We start from the raw sequence: 19482 nt of genomic DNA on the forward strand, positions 1-19482 counted from the left end.
CAGGTGAGGATCGGTCATTCATCTGTCGCCCCAACGCCAGCGTGGTGGCTCGCCTTTGAGCCAGCACACGGCGACAAGCCCCAGGCAGACCGCGACGGTATACGCGATGAATAACAGATGCCCTAGCTGCCCACGGAAGATCGCGCCCAGAGAGAGCAGCGCCGCAAAGGCGGACAAGACCACCCAGCCTTGCCAGGTGTTCGGGACACCCCAGCCCCAGCCATAGCGCTTGGCTGGGAACCAGTAGTCATCTGCTCTATTCGGCATGGTCGATGCTGGCCCACGTGCCGGTGTGCCATCTGTGACGGAGATGCCAATCTAGGGCTTCCGGTATTAGGTTCTCATAAGGGTTCGAAGCTGGGGCGACAAGAATGCGTCAAGGACGGCATTCACCTGGGCCATTCACACCCAGCACTTTCGTCAGCCTTGCGGGAAGCAGTCCCGCACCGATGCCCGGTAGTGGCCGCGAGGCGCCCCTTCGCATCAGCCATCAATCCACGAACGTCCAGCTGTCCGCCCCATCAAACCGCCGCACCTGCACGTCCTGCAGCAGCCGTGGCTCGAAGTTGTTCAGGTTCACGCCGTGCCGGGCACCGGCTTCGGCGACAAGGGGCTCCCAATGCGTCGAGCAACCGCAATGGGCGCAGCGAATATTGCGCAGCGTCTTGTCACCCCAGACGTACTCGGCCGTGTGTTCGGGATGCCCTTCGACCTTCACCGTGCCGAGCTCGTAGTAGGCCCACAGGCCGCCAAGGCGGCGGCAGATCGAGCAATTGCACTTCGTCGCCTTCTCGGGCGCAAAGGGCAAGGTAAGGCGAACGGCGCCGCAGTGGCAGGCGCCTTGGAGCAGAGGGTCAGGTGTCATAGGCTTGTCCATGGCACCTGACGATAGCTGCGTTCGGCGGCGTGGGCGAGACCCCAACGATAGCTATCGATAGCTGTCCGGAGCCGGCCTTGCCAGGGCCGCCAGCATCGCCACGCCGGTGTAGTGGCCAACCAGCTGCGTGATCTCGATCAGCGCGGCCTCGTCGAAATGGCGGCGCAGCCTGGCCCAGGTCGCGTCGTCGACGTCCAGGTACTGGACGAGACCATCGACCAGTTGGAACACGGCCGCCAGCTCGGGCGTCCACAGCGCTGCATCGGGCTTGGCTTGGCGCAGGTCGGCGATCTGCGCATCGCTCAGGCCCATGCGGCGCGAGATCGTCTGCTCGTGCAGGTTGAACTCGTAGTCGCAGCGTGCCATGGCACAGGTGCGCAGAATGACGGCCTCGCGCAGCATGGGTGCCAGGCGCTTGCGGTCCGCCAGGCCGGTGGGGCCGAGGAAGCCGGTGTCCACCATCTCCTTGAACAGCTCGCCGTGGCGCGCCACGGTCAAAAAGATCTGCGGCGGCGGCATGCCAGCCGGCAGCAGGCGGTTCATGCGCTCGGCGAGATCGAGCGGCAGCGGCAGGGTTTGCGGGGCAATGCGAGGTGTGTACGTGTTCATGCTTCGAATTTAGAAGCGTTGCGGTAGGCGGACTCTAGCCGAGCTTGCTTCTAAAATCAAAGCATGACGACAAAACGCCTCGCAAAGCTGGCCATGGCGGACGCGCCCGCCTCGGGCAAGGATGCGATCAACGCCGCGCTGGAGCTCTTCCACCGCCGCTGGACGCTGCGCATCCTGTGGGAGCTGCGCGCCGAGGACGCCAGCCTGAACTTCAGAGCGCTGCAGGCCGCCTGTGGTGACTTGTCGGCCTCGGTGCTGAACCAGCGCCTGGCGGAGTTGCGCGAGGCCCTGCTCGTCGAGCATGACGCAGGCAATGGCTATCGGTTGGCGCCCCACGGGCGCTCACTGCTGTTGGCGATCGAGCCGCTGCTGCAATGGGCGCCGCGCTGGGCGCGGGAGGTGCAAAAGGCCTCTTAGGCCGGCACCCGGACGGCGAGGCGGGCTCGCTCGATGGCGGCGATCAGCGCCTCTTCCGAATAGGGCTTGCCCAGCAGCTGGGTCACACCGGCGGCGGCGGCCTCGGCCTGCTTGTCGTCGGAGGACGTGATCATGACGACGGGCAGGTCGGCCGTCACAGCAGCTGCGCGCACCTGGCGGGTCAGCTCGAAACCGTCGATGCCGGGCATCTCGACGTCGGTGATCAAGAGGTGCGGCAGCTCGGCGGCCATCAACTCCAGCGCCTGCTCGCCGCTCTCGGCCAGCGCGACGCGATAGGTCTGGCCGGTCAGCAGGCGGCTGATCTTGACGCGCACGATCTTGGAATCGTCGGCAACGAGGACGAGGGTTTCGTCGGCCCGCAGTTCACGGGTGGCCAGGGCCGCCGCGGCAGCAGCAGCAGCTTCAGCGGCTTCCCGCGCGGCCTGTTCCTCCGCCCGGCGCCGGGCGGCAGCCGCGCGCTCGGCCTCGGCCTGTTCGGCGGCCAGCCTGAGGGCCTCGGCTTCTCGGGCGGCGCGTTCGTCCTCCAGGCGTTGCAGCTCGGCAGCCTCGCGGGCGGCCTGTTCGCGGGCTTGGCGTTCGGCCTCGGCCGCTTGTTGGGCTTTCAGGTCGGCCAGGCGGCGTGCTTCGGCTTCGCGGGCGGCGGCTTCCTGGGCGAGGCGCTCAGCCTCGGCGCGTTCCTGCGCCAGCCGTTCGGCCTCTGCAGCTTCGGCGGCCTCGCGGGCGGCCTGCTCGTCGGCTTCGCGCCGTTGTGTCTCGGCACGTTGCTCTGCCAGGCGCCGGGCCTGGGCCTCGAAGCGGAGGGCTTCTTCGTGCTCGACGCGTGCCCGCTCGGCCTCCAGCTGTTCTTCCTCGGCACGCTGCTGGCCCAGGCGCTGGGACACGGCGGCCTCGACCTCGCGCAGGGCCTGATCGTCGGCCTGCTGGCGGGCGGATTCGGCGGGTACGCGCGGGGCGCGAGTCGCATATTCGGCCCGCGCCTGCGTGAGGCGCTCGGCTTCGCGGCGCCGGGCGTTGGCACGGGACTTTTGTTGCCGGCGTCGGCCGAGCCACAGCAGGAACAGCACGACGGCGACCGCCACGGCGGCCAGAGGCCAGGTCAACAGCTCGTTCATCTTCGGGGGACGTGCGCTACTTCAAAGTCGCACATCATCGGGCCAGTGAGTGTCCGCTTCGCGAACAGGCCTTTCGAGGAAGGCCCAGGTGGCGCCGTTTGTCACGCCTTGGCGGCTGGAATTCAGCGCTGGGGCGGCGGCAACAGGCCGGCAGTGTGGGTTGCGCTACCGGGCGCGTCGTCCTCGCCGGGCACGAAAAGCGTCAGGACGCACGCCAGCACCGACACCACGAGCGTGGCGGTGAACTTGAAGCGGGCTGACGTGGCCATGGCCTGGATAGTGAGCCATGTCGCCGCCGGACGCTCCCCCTAACTCGCCAGTGAATGCTGACGACGTACTGGCAGCAGTCAGCGCAAGCCCATGGTGCGCCGGTACTGGCCCGGCGTAGCGCCCAGGGCGCCCTTGACGTGGCGGGTCAAATGGCTGGCGCCGGCATAGCCGCAGGCGGCGGCGACGTCGGCCAGGGGCAGGGCGGTGTCGCGCAGCAAGGTGCGGGCGCGGTCCAGGCGGCGGGCGGCGACCCAGTCGTGCACGCTGCAGCCCATGGAGACGCGGAACATGCGGGCGAAATGGAATTCGGACAGGTGGACCTGGGCGGCCAGCCGGGGCAGGCTCAACTCGGCGCTGTCGAGGTGGGCATCAACGAAGTCCAGCACCCGACGCCGCGCCGCCCCGGACAAGCCGCCCGGCGAGCGTTCGGCTCGCTCACGCAGCCGCGGCCGGGCGGCCTGCAGCACGAGGTGGTCCAGCGCGGCCTGGCTCAGCGCGTCGATGCGCAGGCGCTCGGCGGGGTCCTGCCAGTCGTACCTGGCAACGCCCTGGGCCCAGGCGGCAAGTGTGGCGTCCTCGCCAAAGATGCGCTGCTCCAGCGTGATGGCGCGGGGCTCGGCGTCCAGCAGGCGGACGATGCGGTCGGCCCAGGCGTCGTCCGACAGGTAGAGGTGGACGAAGCGCAGCGGCCCGGCCACGTTCCAGCGCGACTCGTGCTCGGCCGGCAGGATGCAGTGGCAGCCGGGCGAGCCGGTCTCGCGGGGTGTCTCGATGAGGTGGGTGTCGTGTCCGCCCTGCAGATAGACCGACAGGGTGTGGTGGCCGGGCCGCTGGTAGTCCATGCGCCCGCCGTCGTTGCACCACTGCACCAGGCGCAGGTCGTCGGCGAGCGTCAGCTCACGTTCCCGGCGCGCGCTGGAGCGGCCCAGCACGTCGAAGACGGGCTGGTGGGCCGTGGCGCCGGCGGTCAGGTCGAGCATGCAGCGATGCTAGGTGCTAAGCCCTTCCCCATGCCGGCCTGAGGCCGACGATGCGCAGGAATATGCAATCGCACGGCCGCCCGCGGCGCCACGATGGCGGGCATGAATGCCTTCCTCTACCTGCTCGTCGTGCTGATCTGGGGTACGACCTGGATCGCCCTGAAGTGGCAACTGGGCCCCGTGCCGATTGCGCTGTCCATCGCCTACCGCTTCGGCCTCGCGGCCCTGGTGCTGTTCGCCTGGCTGGCCTGGCGGCGCCAGCTCGTCGTGCCGCGTGGGCGGGCGCTCACTTGGGTGCTCGCCCAGGGATTGTGCCTGTTCTGCCTGAACTTCGTCTGTTTCCTGAACGCCAGCCAGACGCTGGCCAGCGGCCTGGTGGCGGTCGTGTTCTCCAGCGCGGCGCTGTGGAACGCGCTGCTGGCGCGTCTTGTTCATGGCCGTGCCATCGCGCCCCAGGTCCTGGCGGGTGGCTCGCTCGGCCTGACGGGGCTGGTGCTGCTGTTCTGGCCCGAGATCCGTGGTGGCCACGCCAGCCTGGCCGGCCTGGCCTGGGCGCTGGGTGGCACGCTGTGCTTCTCGACCGGCAACCTGCTGTCGGCCGCGCTGCAGCAGCAAGGCCTGAAACCGGTGCAGACCAACGCCTGGGGCATGGCAGTGGGCACGGCGATCCTGACGGGCTATGCGCTGTTGGCCGGCGTGCCTTTCGCGTTCGACGCGAGCACCCGCTACCTCGGCGCGCTGCTGTACCTGGCCATCCCGGGTTCGGTCATCGGCTTCACGGCCTACCTGACGCTGGTGGGCCGCCTCGGTCCCGAGCGGGCCGCCTACAGCACGGTGCTGTTCCCGGTCGTCGCGCTGAACGTGTCGGCCTGGGTGGAGGGCTACGAGTGGACGGCGCCGGCGCTCGCCGGGCTGGTGCTGGTGATGGCGGGCAATGTGCTGGTGTTCAGGAAGCGGGTTGCTTCGGCTTGCGCTCCAGCAGCGCCATCGCCTCACCCACCAGCCCGCGCCTGAAGGCCAGCACGCAGACGATGAAGATCAGCCCGGTGACGAGGCTGACGGATTCGCCCAGGCTGTTGAACCAGGTCACGCCGGTCAGCTCGCCCAGCCAATTGCCGAAGTCGCCGATCTTGTTCTCCAGCGCGATGATGACCAGCGCCCCCACCATGGGGCCGACCAGCGTGCCCATGCCGCCCACCAGCGTCATCAGGATGACGAGGCCTGAGGTGGTCCAGATCGCGTCGGTCAGCGTGGCGAAGCCCAGCACCAGCGTCTTGGTGGAACCGGCGAGGCCAGCCAGCGCGGCCGACAGCACGAAGGCCAGCAGTTTGAAGTGGCCGGTGTCGTAGCCCAGCGACGTGGCGCGGGCCTCGTTCTCGCGGATGGACGTCAGCACCTGGCCGAACGGCGAGTGGACGATGCGGTAGATCAGCCAGAAGGCGGCGATGAAGATGGCCAGAACGACGTAGAACAGCACCAGGTCGTTTTCCAGGTGCAGGCCCAGGAAGCTGCCGCGCGGCACCGACTGCAGGCCGTCTTCCCCGCCGGTGAAGGGGGTCTGCAGGAAGAAGAAGTACAGCATCTGCGCCAGGGCCAGCGTGATCATCGAGAAATAGATGCCCGAGCGGCGGATGGCCAGCAGACCGAACAGCAGGCCCACACCGGCCGCGCCCGCCATGCCGACGAGGATGCCCACCGGCGTCGGCAGGCCCCAGACCTTGAGCGCATGGCCGGTCACATAGGCCGCGGTGCCCAGGAAGGCCGCATGGCCAAAGGACAGCAGGCCCGTGAAGCCGACGAGCAGGTTGAAGGCGCAGGCGAACAGCGCGTAGCAGAGCACCTTCATCACGAAGACGGGGTAGACGCCGAACGCTGGCAGCAGTGCGATAGCGACGAAGAGCGCGGCGTAGCCGAGGACTTTCTTGTTCATTTTTCTTTGCCGAACAGGCCGGCCGGGCGAACGAGCAGCACGATGGCCATGACGACGAACACCACCGTGTTGGACGCCTCGGGATAGAAGACCTTGGTCAGCCCTTCAACGATGCCCAACCCAAGCCCGGTCAGGATGGAGCCGAGGATGGAGCCCATGCCGCCGATCACCACCACCGCGAACACCACGATGATGAGGTTGGTGCCCATCAGCGCCGACACCTGCAGGATGGGCGCAGCCAGCACGCCCGCGAATGCCGCGAGGGCCACGCCACCGGCATAGGTCAGCGTGACCATCAGCGGCACATTGATGCCGAACGCCTGCACGAGCTTGGGGTTCTCGGTGCCGGCGCGCAGCTTGGCGCCCAGCGACGTCTTCTCGATCAGCGCCCACACTGCGAAGCACACGATCAGCGACGCGACCACCACCCAGGCACGGTAGTTGGGCAGGATCATGAAACCGAGGTTGGTAGCGCCCTGCAGCGCATCGGGCACCTGGTAGGGCTGGCCCGACACGCCGTAGACCGAGCGGAACACGCCCTCGATGACGAGGGTGATGCCGAAGGTCAGCAGCAGGCCGTAGAGGTGGTCCAGCTTGTAGAGCCACTGCAGCATCGTGCGTTCAATGACGATGCCGATGAGGCCGACCGCGAGCGGCGCGAGACCGAGCATGAGCCAGTAGTTCAGCCCCAGGTATTCCAGCCCCATCCAGGCGAAGAAAGCCCCCATCATGTACAGCGCCCCGTGGGCGAAGTTGATGATGTTGAGCATGCCGAAGATGACCGCCAGGCCCAGGGACAGCATCGCGTAGAACGAGCCGTTAACCAGGCCGAGCAGCAGCTGGCCCAAGAGGGCCGGCAGCGGAATACCGAAGATTTCTGTCATGGCAATCGTGTTCAGACCCTGGACGCCCGCCGGGCCGCTCCCAAGGGCGGCCAGGGCCGATGTCGATGCCGGCTCTCGCCGGCATCGATCGGCGTCCCCTCGGGGGACCGACCAGAAACGCGCGCGTCCAGCAGCGCGGGGCTGGGCGAGGGGTTCACGTTCACTTCTTCACCAGCGGGCACTTGCTGTCCGCGAGCTTGGTGAAAGCCTCGTCGCCCGGGATGCGCGTCACGACCTTGTAGTAGTCCCAGGGCTCGGTCGATTCCTTCACCGACTTGACCTGCATCAGGAACATGTCGTGGATGCCGCGGCCGTCTTCCTTGCGGATGGTGCCCTTGGTGTAGAAGTCGTTGATCGGCGTGTCCTTCATCTTGGCCATGACCTTGTCGGCGTCGTCGGTCTTGGTGGCGTCGACGGCCTTCAGGTAGTGGGTCACGGCCGAGTAGTCCGCGGCCTGCAGCGACGAGGGCATGCGCTTCATCTTGTCGAAGAAGCGGCGGCTCCAGGCGCGGGCCTCGGGGCTCTGATTCCAGTACCAGGAGTCGGTCAGGTACATGCCCTCGGTCGTCTTCAGGCCCAGCGAGTGCACGTCGTTGATGAACATCAGCAGGCCGGCGAGCTTCATGCCCTTGGTGATGCCGAACTCGTTGGCGGCCTTGATCGTGTTGATGGTGTCGCCACCCGCGTTGGCCAGGCCGAGGATCTGCGCGCCGGAGCCCTGTGCCTGCAGCAGGAAGCTGGAGAAGTCGTTGGCGTTCAGCGGGTGCTTGACGCTGCCCTTGACCGTGCCGCCGCTCTTCTGTACGACGGCGGCCGTGTCGGCCTGCAGGGCCGCGCCGAAGGCGTAGTCGGCGGTCAGGAAGAACCAGGTTTTGCCGCCGGCCTTGGTCACCGCGGCGCCCGTGCCGTTGGCCAGGGCCACGGTGTCGTAGGCGTAGTGGATGGTGTAGGGCGTGCAATTGGCATTCGTCAGGGCCGAGCTGCCGGCGCCGATGGAGATGAAGGGCTTCTTCTTCTCGGCGGCTACGGTGGCAATGGCCAGGTTGACGCCCGAGTTGGTGCCGCCCACCAGCAGGTCGAGCCCTTGCGTGTCCATCCACTCGCGCGCCTTGGCGGAGGCGACATCGGCCTTGTTCTGGTGGTCGGCAAAGATCAGCTCGACCTTCTTGCCCGCAGCCATGCCCTTCAGGTCGGCGATGGCCATCTTGATGGCCTCGACGCCACCGGCGCCGTCGATGTCGGCATAGACGCTGGACATGTCGGTCAGGAAACCGATCTTGATGACGTCGCCCGAGATCTGGGCCTGGGCGGCAAGGCCGCAGGTGGCGAGCGCGGCGGCAATGAGGGTCTTTTTCATGGTTGTCTCCGGTGGGTTGTTTGGATTCAAACGCTGAGCAGCTCGTCCATCTGGGCCTGGTGGGCCGGCAGGTCGGCTGCGGGGAAGGACAGCACGACTTCGCCGTGCTCGATGACTAGAAAATGGTCGGCCAGGGGCGCGGCGAAGCGGAAGTTCTGCTCCACCATGACGATGGTGAAGCCCTGGCTCTTCAGCGTGCGGATCATGCGGGCCAGGGCCTGGACGATGACGGGAGCCAGGCCTTCCGAGATCTCGTCCAACAAGAGGATGTCGGCGCCCGTGCGCAGGATGCGGGCGACGGCCAGCATCTGCTGCTCGCCGCCGGACAGGCGCGTGCCGGGGCTGTTCTTGCGCTCGGCGAGGTTGGGGAACATCGCGTAGATCTCGGTCTCGCTCATGACCTTGCCGCGCTTGGTTTTCAGCGGCGGCGGCAGGCGCAGGTTCTCTTCGGTCGACAGGCTGGCGAAGATGCCGCGCTCCTCGGGGCAGTAGCCGATGCCGAGGTTGGCGATGCGGTGCGTGGACAGGCCGATGGTCTCTTCGCCGTGGATCTTGATGGAGCCTTTTCTTGCTCCCGTCAAACCCATGATGGCCCGCAGCGTGGTGGTGCGGCCGGCGCCGTTGCGGCCGAGCAGGGTGATGACCTGGCCGGGTTGGACTGACAGGTTGATGCCGTGGAGGATGTGGCTTTCGCCGTACCAGGCGTGGAGGTTTTGGATTTCGAGTGCGGGCGTTGCCATGGGTGTCACCTCGCTCGGTGCGGCAGGTTGCTCTTGCGAAGAGCGCGTGTGCTCGGTGGAATGCAGCGAGCAACCACGCTCTCAGCCAAGCAACCAACAACAGCGCGCAGCAGCACCATCAATGCGCCCCCTGCAACTCAGCAGCATCCGTGCCCATATAAGCCTCCAACACCGCCGGATGCTTCGACACCGTCGCGTAATCACCTTCGGCCAGAACAGCGCCACGAGCCAGCACCGTAATCCGGTCCGCAATGCTCGCCACCACCTTCATGTTGTGCTCCACCATCAGCACGGTCCGGCCCTCCGCCACGCGCTTGATCAACGCCGTCACACGGTCCACGTCCTCGTGCCCCATGCCCTGCGTCGGTTCGTCCAGCAGCATCAGCTGCGGCTCCATCGCCATCGTCGTGGCGATCTCCAACGCACGCTTGCGGCCATAAGGCAGGTCGGCGGCCTTCACCGCGGCCATGTCGCGCAGGTCGACCAGCTCGAGCAACGACAGCACCTTGGCGTCCAGCGTCTTCAGCCCTGTCAGCCCCTTCCAGAAATGGAAGCTCGTGCCGGTGAACCGCTGCAAGCCGATGCGCACGTTCTCCAGCACCGTGAGATGCGGGAACACGGCGGAGATCTGGAAAGACCGGATGACACCGCGCCGCGCGATCTGCGCCGAGGTCTCGCCAGTGATGTCGGTGCCGGCGAAGACGATGCGCCCACGCGTCGGCGTCAGGAACTTGGTCAGCAGGTTGAAGCAGGTGGTCTTGCCGGCGCCGTTGGGGCCAAGCAGCGCGTGGATGTGGCCACGCTGCACTTGCAGGTTCACGGAGTCCACGGCGGTGAAGCCTTTGAACTCCTTGGTCAGATCCTGGGTCTCGAGGATGAATTCGCTCATGGACTTCCGGGTTAGCGGCCCGACTCTAGGCCTTGAGGCGGGGGGCAGGGTTACGGGCATTCACGGGGTCTGGTCCGCCGACAGGAAGCGTTCGATCAGGCCGATCTGTTCGGGCGTGTTCAAGGCCGGCGCATGGCCGCAGCCGGGGATGAGCGCCACCGCAGCACGCGGGCCGCGCTCGCGCATGGCCTGCGCCGTTTCGGCGGTCAACAGCGTCGAGTCCTCGCCGCGCAGGCAGAGCACGGGCAGGTCGAGCTGGTCCCAAGCAGCCCACAGCTCGTAGTCGTCGGGATGGTGATCGAACTGCTGCACCAGGGCTGGGTCGTAGTGCGTTGTCACGCGGCCATCGGGCAGGCGGCGCAGCGAGGTTTCGGTGAGATGGCGCCATTGCGTGTCGGACAGATCACCAAAGCTCGCGTAGATCTCTCTGAAATAGACCTCCAGCTCAGTCACCGTTGCAAAGCTGGGCGGCTGCCCGGCGTAGGCTTTGATGCGTGTCAGCGCCGAGGCTGCCAGCTCGGGGCCGTTGTCGTTCAGCACAAGGCGCTTGATGCGGCCGCGCAGCTGGGTGGCTGCGCCGAGCGTGCCGATGGCGCCACCCATGGACGTGCCCACCCAATGCACCTTCTGCAAGCCCAACTGATCCAGCAGCGCTTCGGCTTGTTCGACATAGAACTCCAGGCAGTATTCGCGGGCCGGGTCCACCGCCCATTGCGAAAGACCACGACCCGGGGTGTCGGGGCAAACGACGTGCCAGCGGGCGCTCAGGGCGGCGGCGAGGTCGTCGAAGTCGCGACTGCTGCGCGCGAGGCCGTGCCAGGCAACGACGGTGTGCGAGCTTGCGTCACCCCACTCGGTGACGTGCATCTCGCGACCCAGGCAGTTGACGTAGCGCGATCTCATTTTTTGGCTCTCCCATGCGTCCACGCCGCCAGCCGCAGCCGCCCGACGATGCCGCCGGGGAAGTGGTAGACGGCCAGTACGAAGAGCAGGCCCAGCCACAGCAGCCAGCGGTCGGGCGAAATCAGCGTGCTCAAGACCGGCACGCCGTCGACCAGCGAGCCTGCTGCCTTCAGCAGCGCCTGCAGATAGTTCTGCGCGACGATGAAGAGCACGCTGCCGATGACCGCACCGTAGACCGTGCCCATGCCGCCGATGACGACGATGAGCAGCAGGTCCAGCATGATCTCCATGCTCATGGCCGTCTCGGGGCCGGTGTAGCGCAGCCACAGCGCCAGCAACGCGCCGCCGCAGCAGGCCAGCAGCGCGGCGATGACGTTGGCGCCCGTGCGGTAGACGACCGTGCGGTAGCCGATCGCCTCGGCGCGGAACTCGTTCTCGCGGATGGCCTGCAGCACGCGGCCGAAGGGCGAGTTGACGATGCGCAGCAGCAGCGCGATGAGGGCGGCGACGGCGACGAAGAGCAGGTAGTAGGTCAGCAGGCGGCCGTCGAGCATGACGCCGAGGAAAGGGTCGTCCATGAACTCGGTCGAGGGCCGCAGCACGTCGGGCAACTGGAAGTTCAGGCCGTCTTCGCCGCCGGTGAAGTCGCTCAGCTGCGAGGCCAGCGTCATGAAGGCCGAGGCGACGGCCAGCGTGATCATGGCGAAGAAGATGGCCTTCACGCGCAGGCTGGCCAGGCCCATGGCCAGGGCCAGTACGGCGCTCAATACGAGCGCGGCGAAGAAGCCGATGCCTAGCGACGTCCAGTCCGCACCCAGCCGCGCTGATGCGATGGCGATGCCATAGGCGCCGATGCCGACGAACATCGTGTGCGCAAAGCTGACGATGCCTGTGTAGCCCAGCAGCAGGTCGTAGCTGGCCACGAGCAGGATGAACACGAGGATCTTGGCCGCGACGTTGAGCGCCTGCGTGCCCGGGAAGATGAAAGGCGCACCGGCCAGGCCGACGGAGCAGGCGATCAACAGCGCGCCGAGGATGCGGCTGCGCGGCAGGTCGTGTGAAAGCAGAGAACGAAAAACGGATGTCATCGGAAACCCCTCGCTTCGTTGCGCGTGATCAACGATGCGAACGCCGAATGAAAAACCAAGCGACTGCCGTGGAACTGGCTTCGCCAGGCCACTGGCAGTGCCCCCTTGAGGGGGAGCGCGAAGCGCAACGGGGGTGGGCTCATTTCGCTCCCACGGGGTAGAGGCCCTGCGGGCGCCACAGCAGGATGGCCACCATCAGCCCGATGTTGGAGAACAGCGCCGCCTTGGGCGCGATAAAGCCGGCGTAGTTGGCGACGAGGCCGACCAGCAGCGCGCCGACCAGGCAGCCGACCGTCGAGCCGAGGCCGCCAATGATGATGACGATGAAGAGCAGCAGGTTGACCTGCGCGCCGATCTGCGGCGTGACGCCCTGCTGCACCAGGCCCCACAGCACGCCGCCCAGGCCCGCGAGCGCGGAGCCGGCGACGAACACGCCGACGAAGAGGCGTTTGATGCGATAGCCCAGCGCCTCGACCATCTCGCGGTCCTGCACGCCGGCGCGGATCAGCAGGCCGATCTTGGTGCGGTTCAGCACGAGCAGCAGCGCGATGAGCACGGCGAGGCCGATGAGCATGGACAGCACGCGGAACTTCTCGACCGCCACATCACCGAACAGGAAGATGCCGCGCAGTGCGTCGGGCATGGGCAGCGGGATCAGCTGGGCGCCCCAGGTCGCCTTGATCAGCTCCTCGCCAATGATCATGCCGCCCATGGTGATGAGGATCTGCTTCAGGTGCTGGCCGTAGACCGGCCGCACCAGCACGCGCTCGAAGACGATACCCACCGCTGCCGCGATGGCCATGCCGGCTGCGCATGCAGCTGCGAGGGCAGCGAGGTTGGCGAGTACGTCGGGGCTGGTGGCCCAAGGAGCCATTGCGGCGAGCACGGTGGTGGCCGTGAAGGCGCCCAGCGCGATGAAGACGCCGTGGCCGAAGTTGAGGACGTCCATCAGGCCGAAGACCAGGGTCAGGCCGGAGGCGATGACGAAGATGATGAGGCCCATGGCCACGCCGGCCAGGGTCAGGTTGAGCCAGGTGCTGGGGCTGCCGGTGAGGGGCAGGGCGAGCAACATGATGGCTGCGAGGAGCGCGAGGGGTCGGGGGTCGAGCTTCATGCTTGTGGGTTGCTCTTGCGAAGAGCGCGTGTGCTCGGTGCATTGCCGGGAGTCCGTCCCGGCGGCCGGGTAACTTTCTTCTGCGGGGCCAGAAGAAAGTCACCAAAGAAGAGGCCCTGAACCGCACACGCGCGCGGCGCCGCCATGAGCGGCGCGCGAAAACTTCCACTTCCATTTCGGGCGGACGCGACCCGCTTCGCTCTCGCTGCTGTCCTTATGACGAGCGGCGTGGCTTGCCCCTTCACGCCGCTTAACGTCGGCTGCACGCCGAACTCATCAGGGAATGCAGCGTCGCTCGGGCGACGCCACAGCGTGTTGGTGGGGCGTTGGGGTTCGCTGCGCTCACCCCAACCTACGCAAGACGACCGAGTCGTCCCGCCATCGCGTCGCCCGAGCGACGCTGTATTCGGTATTTCTGGTGAGCACGGCGTGCAGCCGCGCGTTAAGCGGGCAGGTGGTGCGATGGATGGTGCTGGTGATAGGGACAGCAGCGAGAGCGCAGCGGGTCGCGTCTGCCCAATCACCGAGTGGCTGTTGCACGGCGCAGCTCGTGCATGTGGTGCTGGTGTGCGGTTCAGGGCCTCTTCTTTGGTGACTTTCTTCTGGCCCCGCAGAAGAAAGTTACCCGGCCGCCGGGACGGACTCCCGGCAATGCAGCGGGCTCGCGCACTCGCCGCCAAAGCAACCAAAACCGAAGCCGCACTCATTGATGCGCCCCCAACGACAACCCGAGCAACCGCTGCTGCAGCGACGAATCCTCAATCAACTCGCGCATCAAACCGCAATGCACCACCCGCCCGTCATCCATCACCGCAACCGAATCGCCCAACTCAGCGGCGACTCGAAAGTTCTGCTCCACCAGCAACACCGTCGTCTGCGAGCTCTTCTTCAGCTCCCGCAACGCCGTGATCAGGTTCTGCACGATGGCCGGTGCCAGCCCCTTGCTGGGCTCGTCGATGACGAGCAACTCGCGCGGCTCGATCATGGCGCGGGCAATCGCCAGCATCTGCTTCTGCCCACCCGACAACTTGCCCGCCGGGTGCTGCCAGAACGTCTTCAGCGCCGGGAACAAGCCAAACAGCCAGTCCAGCCGTTGAGCATCCAAATCCGCCGACCGCTTGGCCGAACGGGCCGCCAGCAGCAGGTTCTCCGCCACGCTCAGCTCGCCAAAGATGCCCATCGTCTCCGGCACATAGGCGATGCCGCGCGACGCAATGTCCGGCGTCGCCAGCTTGGTGATGTCCTCGCCCTTGAAGTGTACCGAGCCCGCGCTCGCCGTCCACAGCCCCATCAAGGTCCGCAGCGTGCTCGTCTTGCCGGCGCCATTGCGGCCTAACAGCATCGTGACTTGACCAGCCGGCACGGCAAGATCCACGCCATGCAGGATGTGATACGCCCCGACGTGGGTATGAACCCCGCGCAACTCCAGAAGGTTCATGCCGCCACCCCCAGATAAGCCTCTTGCACGATGGGCGAGGCAATCACCGTGGCCGGGTCACCATCGGCCACCAGCTTGCCCTGGTGCAGCACGATGATGCGGTCCGCCAGCTCGCGCACGACGTCCATCTTGTGCTCCACCAGCAGCAGCGTGTGCTTCTTCTCCGCCTTCAGTGCGCGGATCAGGTCCAGCACCACAGGCACCTCGTCCACGCTCATGCCGGCCGTCGGTTCGTCGAAGAGATAGACCTTGGGGTCGAGTGCAATCAGCATGGCCACTTCGAGCTTGCGCTGGTCGCCATGCGGCAGGCTGGCGGCCAGATCGTCGGCGCGTGAGGCGAGCCGCACGCGGTCGAGAATGGCGCGCGCCTCGGCTATCAGCTCCTTGTGCGACAGCCACACCGACAGCATGTGCAAGCCTTTGCCATGTCGCGCCTGCACAGCCAGGCGCACGTTCTCCAGCACGGTCAAGTGCGCGAACAGCTGTGTCAGCTGGAACGCCCGGCCCAGGCCGCGCCGCGTGCGCACCGGCGCCGGCAGCTTGGTCAGGTTCTCGCCATCCAGCCAGACCTCGCCACTGCTCGCGGGCAGCTGACCCGAGATCAGATTGAAGTAGGTCGTCTTGCCCGCACCGTTCGGTCCGACGATGGCCGTCAATGTGCCGGGCTGGAAGGCGCACGACACGCCGTCGACGGCCACGTGGCCACCGAAGCGGATCGTCAGGTTCTTGGTTTCGAGCACAGGCCGTCCGCGTTCAACGCTTGTTGCGGATGGGCACGGCCATTTCTTCGGGTTTGATTTCCCTGACCAGCTCCGGCACGCCCCACGGGAACGCCGGGTCCACCTTGATCTTGAAGTGGTACATCGACTGCATCGCCTGGTGGTCTTCGGCGCGGAAGGTCATCTTGCCCTTGGGCGTCTCGAAGCTCATGCCTTCCATCGTCTTGATGAGCTTGTTGGTCGCCGTGTCGCCGCCCGTCTTCTTCAGCGCTTCCACCAGCGCAATCGCCGCGCTCATGCCGCCGGCCGTGAAGAAGTCGGGCGGGTTCTTGAACTGCTTGTAGTGGTTGGCCACCAGCCACTCGTTGACCGGGTTCTTCGGGATGCCGAAGTAGTAGTACGTCGCGCCCTCCATGCCCGGGAACTGCTTGTAGGCGGTCATGGCCGGCAGGATGTTGCCGCCCGAGCCCACGCCAATGCCGTAGCGCTTTTGCAGGTCCAGCGCTGCCAGCGCGCCGAAGGGCGGCGTGGCGCCGGCCCACACGACGGCAATGACCTTGGGGCCTTGCTTGTCCTTCAGTGCGTCCACCAGGCGCTGGATACCGGCGGTGAAGTCGGTCGTCGCCGTGGGCAGGTATTCCTCGTGGACGATCTTGGCCTTCTTCAGCGCTTCCTTGTAGGCCTTCACGGCGTCGCGGCCGAAGGCGTAGTCCTGGGCCAGGATGCCGATGTTGAGACCCTGGATGTCCGAGGCGACGGCGTTGCCGATGGCGTCTTGCGACGAGTTGCGGCCGGTGCGGAAGATGTATTTGTTCCATTTGTCGCCGGTGATCGAATCGGCCACGGCCGGCTCCACCAGCAGGATCTTCTTGTACTCCTCGGCCACGGGCAGCATGGCCAGGGCCACGCCGCTGGACGACGGCCCGACGGCGATGTCGGCCTTGTCGTCGCCATAGGCCGCGGCCAGCAGGCTCTTGCCGACGTCGGGCTTGCCCTGATCGTCCTTCTCGATGACGACGAGCTTCTTGCCCGCCACGGTCATGGTGCCGCCGGTGGCGTAGTCCAGGCCCATCATGAAGCCGGTCTGCGTCTGCTTGCCGTAGGCCTCCAGGGGGCCGGTCTTGCTGTAGACGTGGGCGATGCGGATTTCTTTATCGGCAGCCAGGGTGAGGCCGGGCAGGGCGACCGCAACGGTGGCGGCGGCGATGGCGAAGCGGCGCGTAGTGAGGCGCATGGGCTTGTCTCCTGAAGTTCGTCAGGCCTGCTCTGTCGGCAGACGGTGTCTTCCCTTTTTGCAAGGGCCGTGCCCGGCGGGGAAGGGTCGCCGGCGGCGGATTTCGTGCGGGTTGTCCCGAGGTTTTTCGCCTCGGACGTGGTGCTGAGTGTCCGGGAGTTAGGCGATGCCTGAAATATGGACGAACGCCACCCTAGCGTGGCGCGCGTTGCCACCGTCTCGCGACCCTTTGAGCAAGCGTCGAAAGCACGACCACGACCAGCGCAGTGGGGAAATAGAGGATCCAGGCCAGGCCGCTTTCACGCGCGGGCACCCACCACAGTACCCACGCCTGGACGGCGAACAGCAGTGTCGTCAACAGCGACAAAGGCAGCCATGCGGCGCGGCGGTACGGCGGGTACGACGCTGCGACTGCCACTACGAGAAGCTGCGGAGCGGCCATGTAAAGCCAATTCATAGGCAGCAACGGCCACAATTCGGCATGGTCGCTCCAGATCGCACGTCCCAGGACGAGTGCCAGCGGAGCAAGCAGCGCGGCCGTGGCGCTCTTGATGAAGCCGGGCGCGTTCATTCGGCCTCGCGATGCTGCTCCAGCTCCGGCCAACGCGCGAGCCGCTCATAAAGCGACGCCCGCGAGATCTGCAGCAGCCGGGCCGCCGCCATGCGGTTGCCGCCAGTGGCCTGCAGCGCGCGGGCGATGGCGTCGCGTTCCAGGGCTTCGATCAGCTCGGGCAGAGGCGCAACGGCCTGGGCCGTGGTCATGACCGGGGCGGCGGGCTGAGGTACCGGCGCGGGCGCGGAGGTCGGCAACGCCGAGCCGCCCTGGAAAGTGGCCGCCGTCAGCTGCATGTCGTCGCTCATGAGGCTGACCTGCTCCAGCGTGTTGCGCAGCTCGCGGATGTTGCCGGGCCAGGCTTGCTGCATCAGCCACTCGATGGCATCGGGGCTCAGCAGCTTTTGCGGCATGCCGCTGCGGCGGGCGATGTCTTCGCCCAGGGCCTCGGCCAGCGCCTCGATGTCGTCCAGGCGCTCGCGCAGCGCCGGCACGCGGATGGGCAGCACGTTGAGGCGGTAGTACAGGTCGGCGCGGAACTGGCCGGTGGCGACCATGCTTGCCAGGTCGCGGCTGGTGGCGGCAATCACGCGCACATCCACACGCAGCACGGTGTTGGACCCCAGCGGCTCGACCTCCTGCTCCTGCAGCACGCGCAGGAGCTTGCTTTGCAACGCCAGCGGCATGTCGCCGATCTCGTCGAGGAACAGCGTGCCGCCATCCGCCAGCTTGAACTTGCCGTCGCGGCCCTTGCGGTCGGCGCCGGTGTAGGCACCGGGCGCGACGCCGAAGAACTCGGCCTCCAGCAGCGTCTCGGGCACGGCGGCGATGTTGACGCCCACCAGCGGCCGGTGCGCGCGGCGCGACGCCGAGTGGATGGCGTGGGCCATCAGCTCCTTGCCGGTGCCGGTCTCGCCGAGCAGCAGCACCGTCGAGTCGGTCTGCGCCACGCGGCGGGCCTGGCGCTTGACCTCCAGCGCTGCGGGGCTGGTGCCGATGAAGCTGGCAATCGTGTACTTGGGCCGGCGCTGCGCGGCGAGCTGGCGGCGCGTGTCCTCCAGTTCCTGCTGCATCCGCGCGAACTTCTGGATCAGCGGCTGCATGGTCGTCTCGGGGTGATCCAGCAGCACCAGGCCCAGCGCGCCGATGACCTCGCCGGCGTCGTTGCGCAGCGGCAGGCGGCTGACGAGGAAGGTGCCGGCCTTGTTGGTCAGCAGATCCACCAGCACCGGTTTGCCGGTCTCCAGCACCTGCAGCATCTGCGTGTTGGGGACCACGTCCTCCACGCGCTTGCCGACGAACTCATGCTCGTCGGTGAACCCCAGCGCCGGCAGGAAGCGCTTGTAGCCGTCGCTGATCCAGACGACCCGGTGGTTGCGGTCGACGACCATCATCCCTTCGGTCGACCGGGCCAGCACGTCGAACATCGACTGGGCGGCCAGGCGCAACAGCCCGTCGACGTCCTGGGGGATGTCGAGGGGAGTGGCTGAGGGTGGGCTCAACGGCATGGCGACGGGCAATGTAACGCGGCCGTCAACCGCAGGTCGCCAATGCTGCGCCCCCCGCATCCGAGGTTGTCGAACAATTTGACACACTGTGAAGATGCATACCGAAGTACTTGAGCAAGTTAATGATTCTTATAGGGTTTTCTGTCTTGGCTCGATGCTTGCAAGCGCACCCATTGCCGATGTGGCTTTTCCAAATAGATGGGGTGGGGGTATGACCAAGTTCATGAAATTCGTTGCTGCAGCTTCGCTGCTGGCTTCTTCGCTGTTCGCCGCCCCTGCGGCATTCGCGGGCTGGGTGGTCACGCAAGGTTGCGGAGGTTGCGGACCGACGACGACGGTCGAGTTCTTCATCGTCGGCGATACGGGTGCCGGTCCCTTCGCCGGCCCTGGCCTTTCGACTCTGCCGGCGGGCTGGGTGGCGAATCTGGTCAACCCGAACTACGTGATCGCAAGCGGCCCGTCCGTCAATTTGTCGGGCTGGACCGAAAACTACCTGGGCAATATCGCCGACTCCGTCGAGGTCGACCTGTTCTTCTGGGCCGGCGCGCCCCTGCAGTCGACCATCTCCTTCGCGGCCAACTACACCCGCACCGGTGGTGGCTTGAGCCTGCACTGCCAGAGCTTCGGCGCTGGCTGCAACACGATGGACGATCCCACGGGCGTCAACTACAACCGCAGCGGCGTCCTGCCGGAGCCCGCAACGCTGGCGTTGGTGGGGATGAGCCTGCTGGGTCTGGCGAGCTCGCGCCGCCGTCGCGCCTGAGGAGCCGATCCCGCGCTGACGATCAACCCGCCGTGAGGCGGGTTTTTTCATGCAGGCGCCCAGTGACGCGCGGGGA

22 protein-coding genes are annotated in these 19482 nt (G+C 66.7%); 3 read left to right on the top strand and 19 right to left on the bottom strand.

From position 1 onward, the window contains the following. Positions 1-18: 18 nt before the first annotated feature. From ACXJKM_RS10115 to ACXJKM_RS10125, 3 genes are all read right to left on the bottom strand, one after another. The gene (locus tag ACXJKM_RS10115; protein WP_082532847.1) at positions 19-267 is read right to left on the bottom strand and encodes a hypothetical protein; all 249 of its coding nucleotides are present in this window, start codon (positions 265-267) and stop codon (positions 19-21) included. Positions 268-490: 223 nt separating this feature from the next. Further along, positions 491-865 (bottom strand): GFA family protein, encoded by a 375-nt coding sequence (locus tag ACXJKM_RS10120; RefSeq protein WP_457321708.1) that lies wholly within the window; start codon positions 863-865, stop codon positions 491-493. A 63-nt stretch (positions 866-928) separates the two neighbouring features. After that, positions 929-1486 (bottom strand): carboxymuconolactone decarboxylase family protein, encoded by a 558-nt coding sequence (locus tag ACXJKM_RS10125; RefSeq protein WP_457352078.1) that lies wholly within the window; start codon positions 1484-1486, stop codon positions 929-931. Between the two features lie 63 nt (positions 1487-1549). Between ACXJKM_RS10125 and ACXJKM_RS10130 the strand changes: the two genes are divergently transcribed. Further along, positions 1550-1903, top strand: coding sequence for a winged helix-turn-helix transcriptional regulator (locus tag ACXJKM_RS10130; RefSeq protein WP_457352080.1), 354 nt, complete (start codon positions 1550-1552; stop codon positions 1901-1903). Here ACXJKM_RS10130 and ACXJKM_RS10135 read toward each other — a convergent pair. From ACXJKM_RS10135 to ACXJKM_RS10145, 3 genes are all read right to left on the bottom strand, one after another. Further along, positions 1900-3036, bottom strand: a complete 1137-nt coding sequence (locus ACXJKM_RS10135) for a response regulator (protein WP_457352082.1) — start codon at positions 3034-3036, stop codon at positions 1900-1902. The two genes, ACXJKM_RS10130 and ACXJKM_RS10135, sit on opposite strands and share 4 nt — an antisense overlap. A gap of 122 nt (positions 3037-3158) precedes the next feature. Beyond that, complete coding sequence (locus tag ACXJKM_RS10140) at positions 3159-3305, bottom strand: hypothetical protein (protein WP_157281872.1); 147 nt, start codon at positions 3303-3305, stop codon at positions 3159-3161. Between the two features lie 78 nt (positions 3306-3383). Next, entirely contained in the window at positions 3384-4286 is a 903-nt protein-coding gene (locus ACXJKM_RS10145; RefSeq protein WP_157281870.1) for a helix-turn-helix domain-containing protein, read from the bottom strand. A gap of 102 nt (positions 4287-4388) precedes the next feature. Here ACXJKM_RS10145 and ACXJKM_RS10150 point away from each other — a divergent pair, with 102 nt between their 5' ends. Further along, complete coding sequence (locus ACXJKM_RS10150) at positions 4389-5300, top strand: DMT family transporter (RefSeq protein WP_457352084.1); 912 nt, start codon at positions 4389-4391, stop codon at positions 5298-5300. On the opposite strand, the gene ACXJKM_RS10155 is transcribed toward ACXJKM_RS10150, so the two are convergent. The 13 genes from ACXJKM_RS10155 to ACXJKM_RS10215 form a co-directional block, all read right to left on the bottom strand. Beyond that, positions 5233-6216: a branched-chain amino acid ABC transporter permease gene (locus tag ACXJKM_RS10155; RefSeq protein ID WP_056200982.1), complete on the bottom strand. Its 984-nt coding sequence runs from the start codon at positions 6214-6216 to the stop codon at positions 5233-5235. The two genes, ACXJKM_RS10150 and ACXJKM_RS10155, sit on opposite strands and share 68 nt — an antisense overlap. Then, on the bottom strand, positions 6213-7100 hold the full coding sequence (locus tag ACXJKM_RS10160; RefSeq protein ID WP_056200980.1) for a branched-chain amino acid ABC transporter permease: 888 nt from the start codon (positions 7098-7100) through the stop codon (positions 6213-6215). Before ACXJKM_RS10160 ends, ACXJKM_RS10155 begins: the two co-directional genes overlap by 4 nt. Positions 7101-7260: 160 nt before the next feature. Beyond that, positions 7261-8457, bottom strand: coding sequence for an ABC transporter substrate-binding protein (locus ACXJKM_RS10165; protein WP_457352086.1), 1197 nt, complete (start codon positions 8455-8457; stop codon positions 7261-7263). 26 nt (positions 8458-8483) lie between these two features. After that, on the bottom strand, positions 8484-9197 hold the full coding sequence (locus ACXJKM_RS10170; protein WP_056200976.1) for an ABC transporter ATP-binding protein: 714 nt from the start codon (positions 9195-9197) through the stop codon (positions 8484-8486). Between the two features lie 118 nt (positions 9198-9315). After that, positions 9316-10086 (bottom strand): ABC transporter ATP-binding protein, encoded by a 771-nt coding sequence (locus tag ACXJKM_RS10175; protein ID WP_457352088.1) that lies wholly within the window; start codon positions 10084-10086, stop codon positions 9316-9318. Between the two features lie 60 nt (positions 10087-10146). After that, on the bottom strand, positions 10147-10989 hold the full coding sequence (locus ACXJKM_RS10180; RefSeq protein ID WP_457352090.1) for an alpha/beta fold hydrolase: 843 nt from the start codon (positions 10987-10989) through the stop codon (positions 10147-10149). After that, positions 10986-12077, bottom strand: coding sequence for a branched-chain amino acid ABC transporter permease (locus tag ACXJKM_RS10185; protein ID WP_457352092.1), 1092 nt, complete (start codon positions 12075-12077; stop codon positions 10986-10988). Before ACXJKM_RS10185 ends, ACXJKM_RS10180 begins: the two co-directional genes overlap by 4 nt. Before the next feature lie 139 nt (positions 12078-12216). After that, the gene (locus ACXJKM_RS10190) at positions 12217-13191 is read right to left on the bottom strand and encodes a branched-chain amino acid ABC transporter permease (protein ID WP_457352094.1); all 975 of its coding nucleotides are present in this window, start codon (positions 13189-13191) and stop codon (positions 12217-12219) included. 703 nt (positions 13192-13894) lie between these two features. Then, on the bottom strand, positions 13895-14629 hold the full coding sequence (locus ACXJKM_RS10195) for an ABC transporter ATP-binding protein (RefSeq protein WP_457352096.1): 735 nt from the start codon (positions 14627-14629) through the stop codon (positions 13895-13897). Next, complete coding sequence (locus ACXJKM_RS10200; RefSeq protein WP_457352098.1) at positions 14626-15369, bottom strand: ABC transporter ATP-binding protein; 744 nt, start codon at positions 15367-15369, stop codon at positions 14626-14628. The genes ACXJKM_RS10195 and ACXJKM_RS10200 overlap by 4 nt, the downstream gene beginning before the upstream one ends. Positions 15370-15382: 13 nt before the next feature. Then, positions 15383-16582 carry a substrate-binding domain-containing protein gene (locus ACXJKM_RS10205; RefSeq protein ID WP_457352100.1) on the bottom strand — a complete coding sequence of 400 codons (1200 nt, stop codon included), beginning with the start codon at positions 16580-16582 and terminating at the stop codon, positions 15383-15385. 193 nt (positions 16583-16775) lie between these two features. After that, positions 16776-17153: a hypothetical protein gene (locus ACXJKM_RS10210; RefSeq protein WP_457352102.1), complete on the bottom strand. Its 378-nt coding sequence runs from the start codon at positions 17151-17153 to the stop codon at positions 16776-16778. Then, positions 17150-18643, bottom strand: coding sequence for a sigma-54 interaction domain-containing protein (locus ACXJKM_RS10215; RefSeq protein ID WP_457352104.1), 1494 nt, complete (start codon positions 18641-18643; stop codon positions 17150-17152). Before ACXJKM_RS10215 ends, ACXJKM_RS10210 begins: the two co-directional genes overlap by 4 nt. A gap of 94 nt (positions 18644-18737) precedes the next feature. Here ACXJKM_RS10215 and ACXJKM_RS10220 point away from each other — a divergent pair, with 94 nt between their 5' ends. Beyond that, entirely contained in the window at positions 18738-19406 is a 669-nt protein-coding gene (locus ACXJKM_RS10220; protein WP_457352106.1) for a PEP-CTERM sorting domain-containing protein, read from the top strand. Positions 19407-19482 lie beyond the last annotated feature (76 nt).

The sequence above is a fragment of the Roseateles sp. P5_D6 genome, assembly GCF_054049415.1.

Bases quoted from the DNA above. Each gene is read 5' to 3' on its own strand.
- ACXJKM_RS10170 (WP_056200976.1), bottom strand. From the start codon at position 9,197: ATGGCAACGCCCGCACTCGAAATCCAAAACCTCCACGCCTGGTACGGC.
- ACXJKM_RS10135 (WP_457352082.1), bottom strand. From the start codon at position 3,036: ATGAACGAGCTGTTGACCTGGCCTCTGGCCGCCGTGGCGGTCGCCGTC.
- ACXJKM_RS10130 (WP_457352080.1), top strand. From the start codon at position 1,550: ATGACGACAAAACGCCTCGCAAAGCTGGCCATGGCGGACGCGCCCGCC.
- ACXJKM_RS10185 (WP_457352092.1), bottom strand. From the start codon at position 12,077: ATGACATCCGTTTTTCGTTCTCTGCTTTCACACGACCTGCCGCGCAGC.
- ACXJKM_RS10145 (WP_157281870.1), bottom strand. From the start codon at position 4,286: ATGCTCGACCTGACCGCCGGCGCCACGGCCCACCAGCCCGTCTTCGAC.
- ACXJKM_RS10220 (WP_457352106.1), top strand. From the start codon at position 18,738: ATGCATACCGAAGTACTTGAGCAAGTTAATGATTCTTATAGGGTTTTC.
- ACXJKM_RS10195 (WP_457352096.1), bottom strand. From the start codon at position 14,629: ATGAACCTTCTGGAGTTGCGCGGGGTTCATACCCACGTCGGGGCGTAT.
- ACXJKM_RS10175 (WP_457352088.1), bottom strand. From the start codon at position 10,086: ATGAGCGAATTCATCCTCGAGACCCAGGATCTGACCAAGGAGTTCAAA.
- ACXJKM_RS10215 (WP_457352104.1), bottom strand. From the start codon at position 18,643: ATGCCGTTGAGCCCACCCTCAGCCACTCCCCTCGACATCCCCCAGGAC.
- ACXJKM_RS10120 (WP_457321708.1), bottom strand. From the start codon at position 865: ATGACACCTGACCCTCTGCTCCAAGGCGCCTGCCACTGCGGCGCCGTT.
- ACXJKM_RS10165 (WP_457352086.1), bottom strand. From the start codon at position 8,457: ATGAAAAAGACCCTCATTGCCGCCGCGCTCGCCACCTGCGGCCTTGCC.
- ACXJKM_RS10210 (WP_457352102.1), bottom strand. From the start codon at position 17,153: ATGAACGCGCCCGGCTTCATCAAGAGCGCCACGGCCGCGCTGCTTGCT.
- ACXJKM_RS10150 (WP_457352084.1), top strand. From the start codon at position 4,389: ATGAATGCCTTCCTCTACCTGCTCGTCGTGCTGATCTGGGGTACGACC.
- ACXJKM_RS10155 (WP_056200982.1), bottom strand. From the start codon at position 6,216: ATGAACAAGAAAGTCCTCGGCTACGCCGCGCTCTTCGTCGCTATCGCA.
- ACXJKM_RS10190 (WP_457352094.1), bottom strand. From the start codon at position 13,191: ATGAAGCTCGACCCCCGACCCCTCGCGCTCCTCGCAGCCATCATGTTG.
- ACXJKM_RS10205 (WP_457352100.1), bottom strand. From the start codon at position 16,582: ATGCGCCTCACTACGCGCCGCTTCGCCATCGCCGCCGCCACCGTTGCG.
- ACXJKM_RS10140 (WP_157281872.1), bottom strand. From the start codon at position 3,305: ATGGCCACGTCAGCCCGCTTCAAGTTCACCGCCACGCTCGTGGTGTCG.
- ACXJKM_RS10125 (WP_457352078.1), bottom strand. From the start codon at position 1,486: ATGAACACGTACACACCTCGCATTGCCCCGCAAACCCTGCCGCTGCCG.
- ACXJKM_RS10115 (WP_082532847.1), bottom strand. From the start codon at position 267: ATGCCGAATAGAGCAGATGACTACTGGTTCCCAGCCAAGCGCTATGGC.
- ACXJKM_RS10160 (WP_056200980.1), bottom strand. From the start codon at position 7,100: ATGACAGAAATCTTCGGTATTCCGCTGCCGGCCCTCTTGGGCCAGCTG.
- ACXJKM_RS10180 (WP_457352090.1), bottom strand. From the start codon at position 10,989: ATGAGATCGCGCTACGTCAACTGCCTGGGTCGCGAGATGCACGTCACC.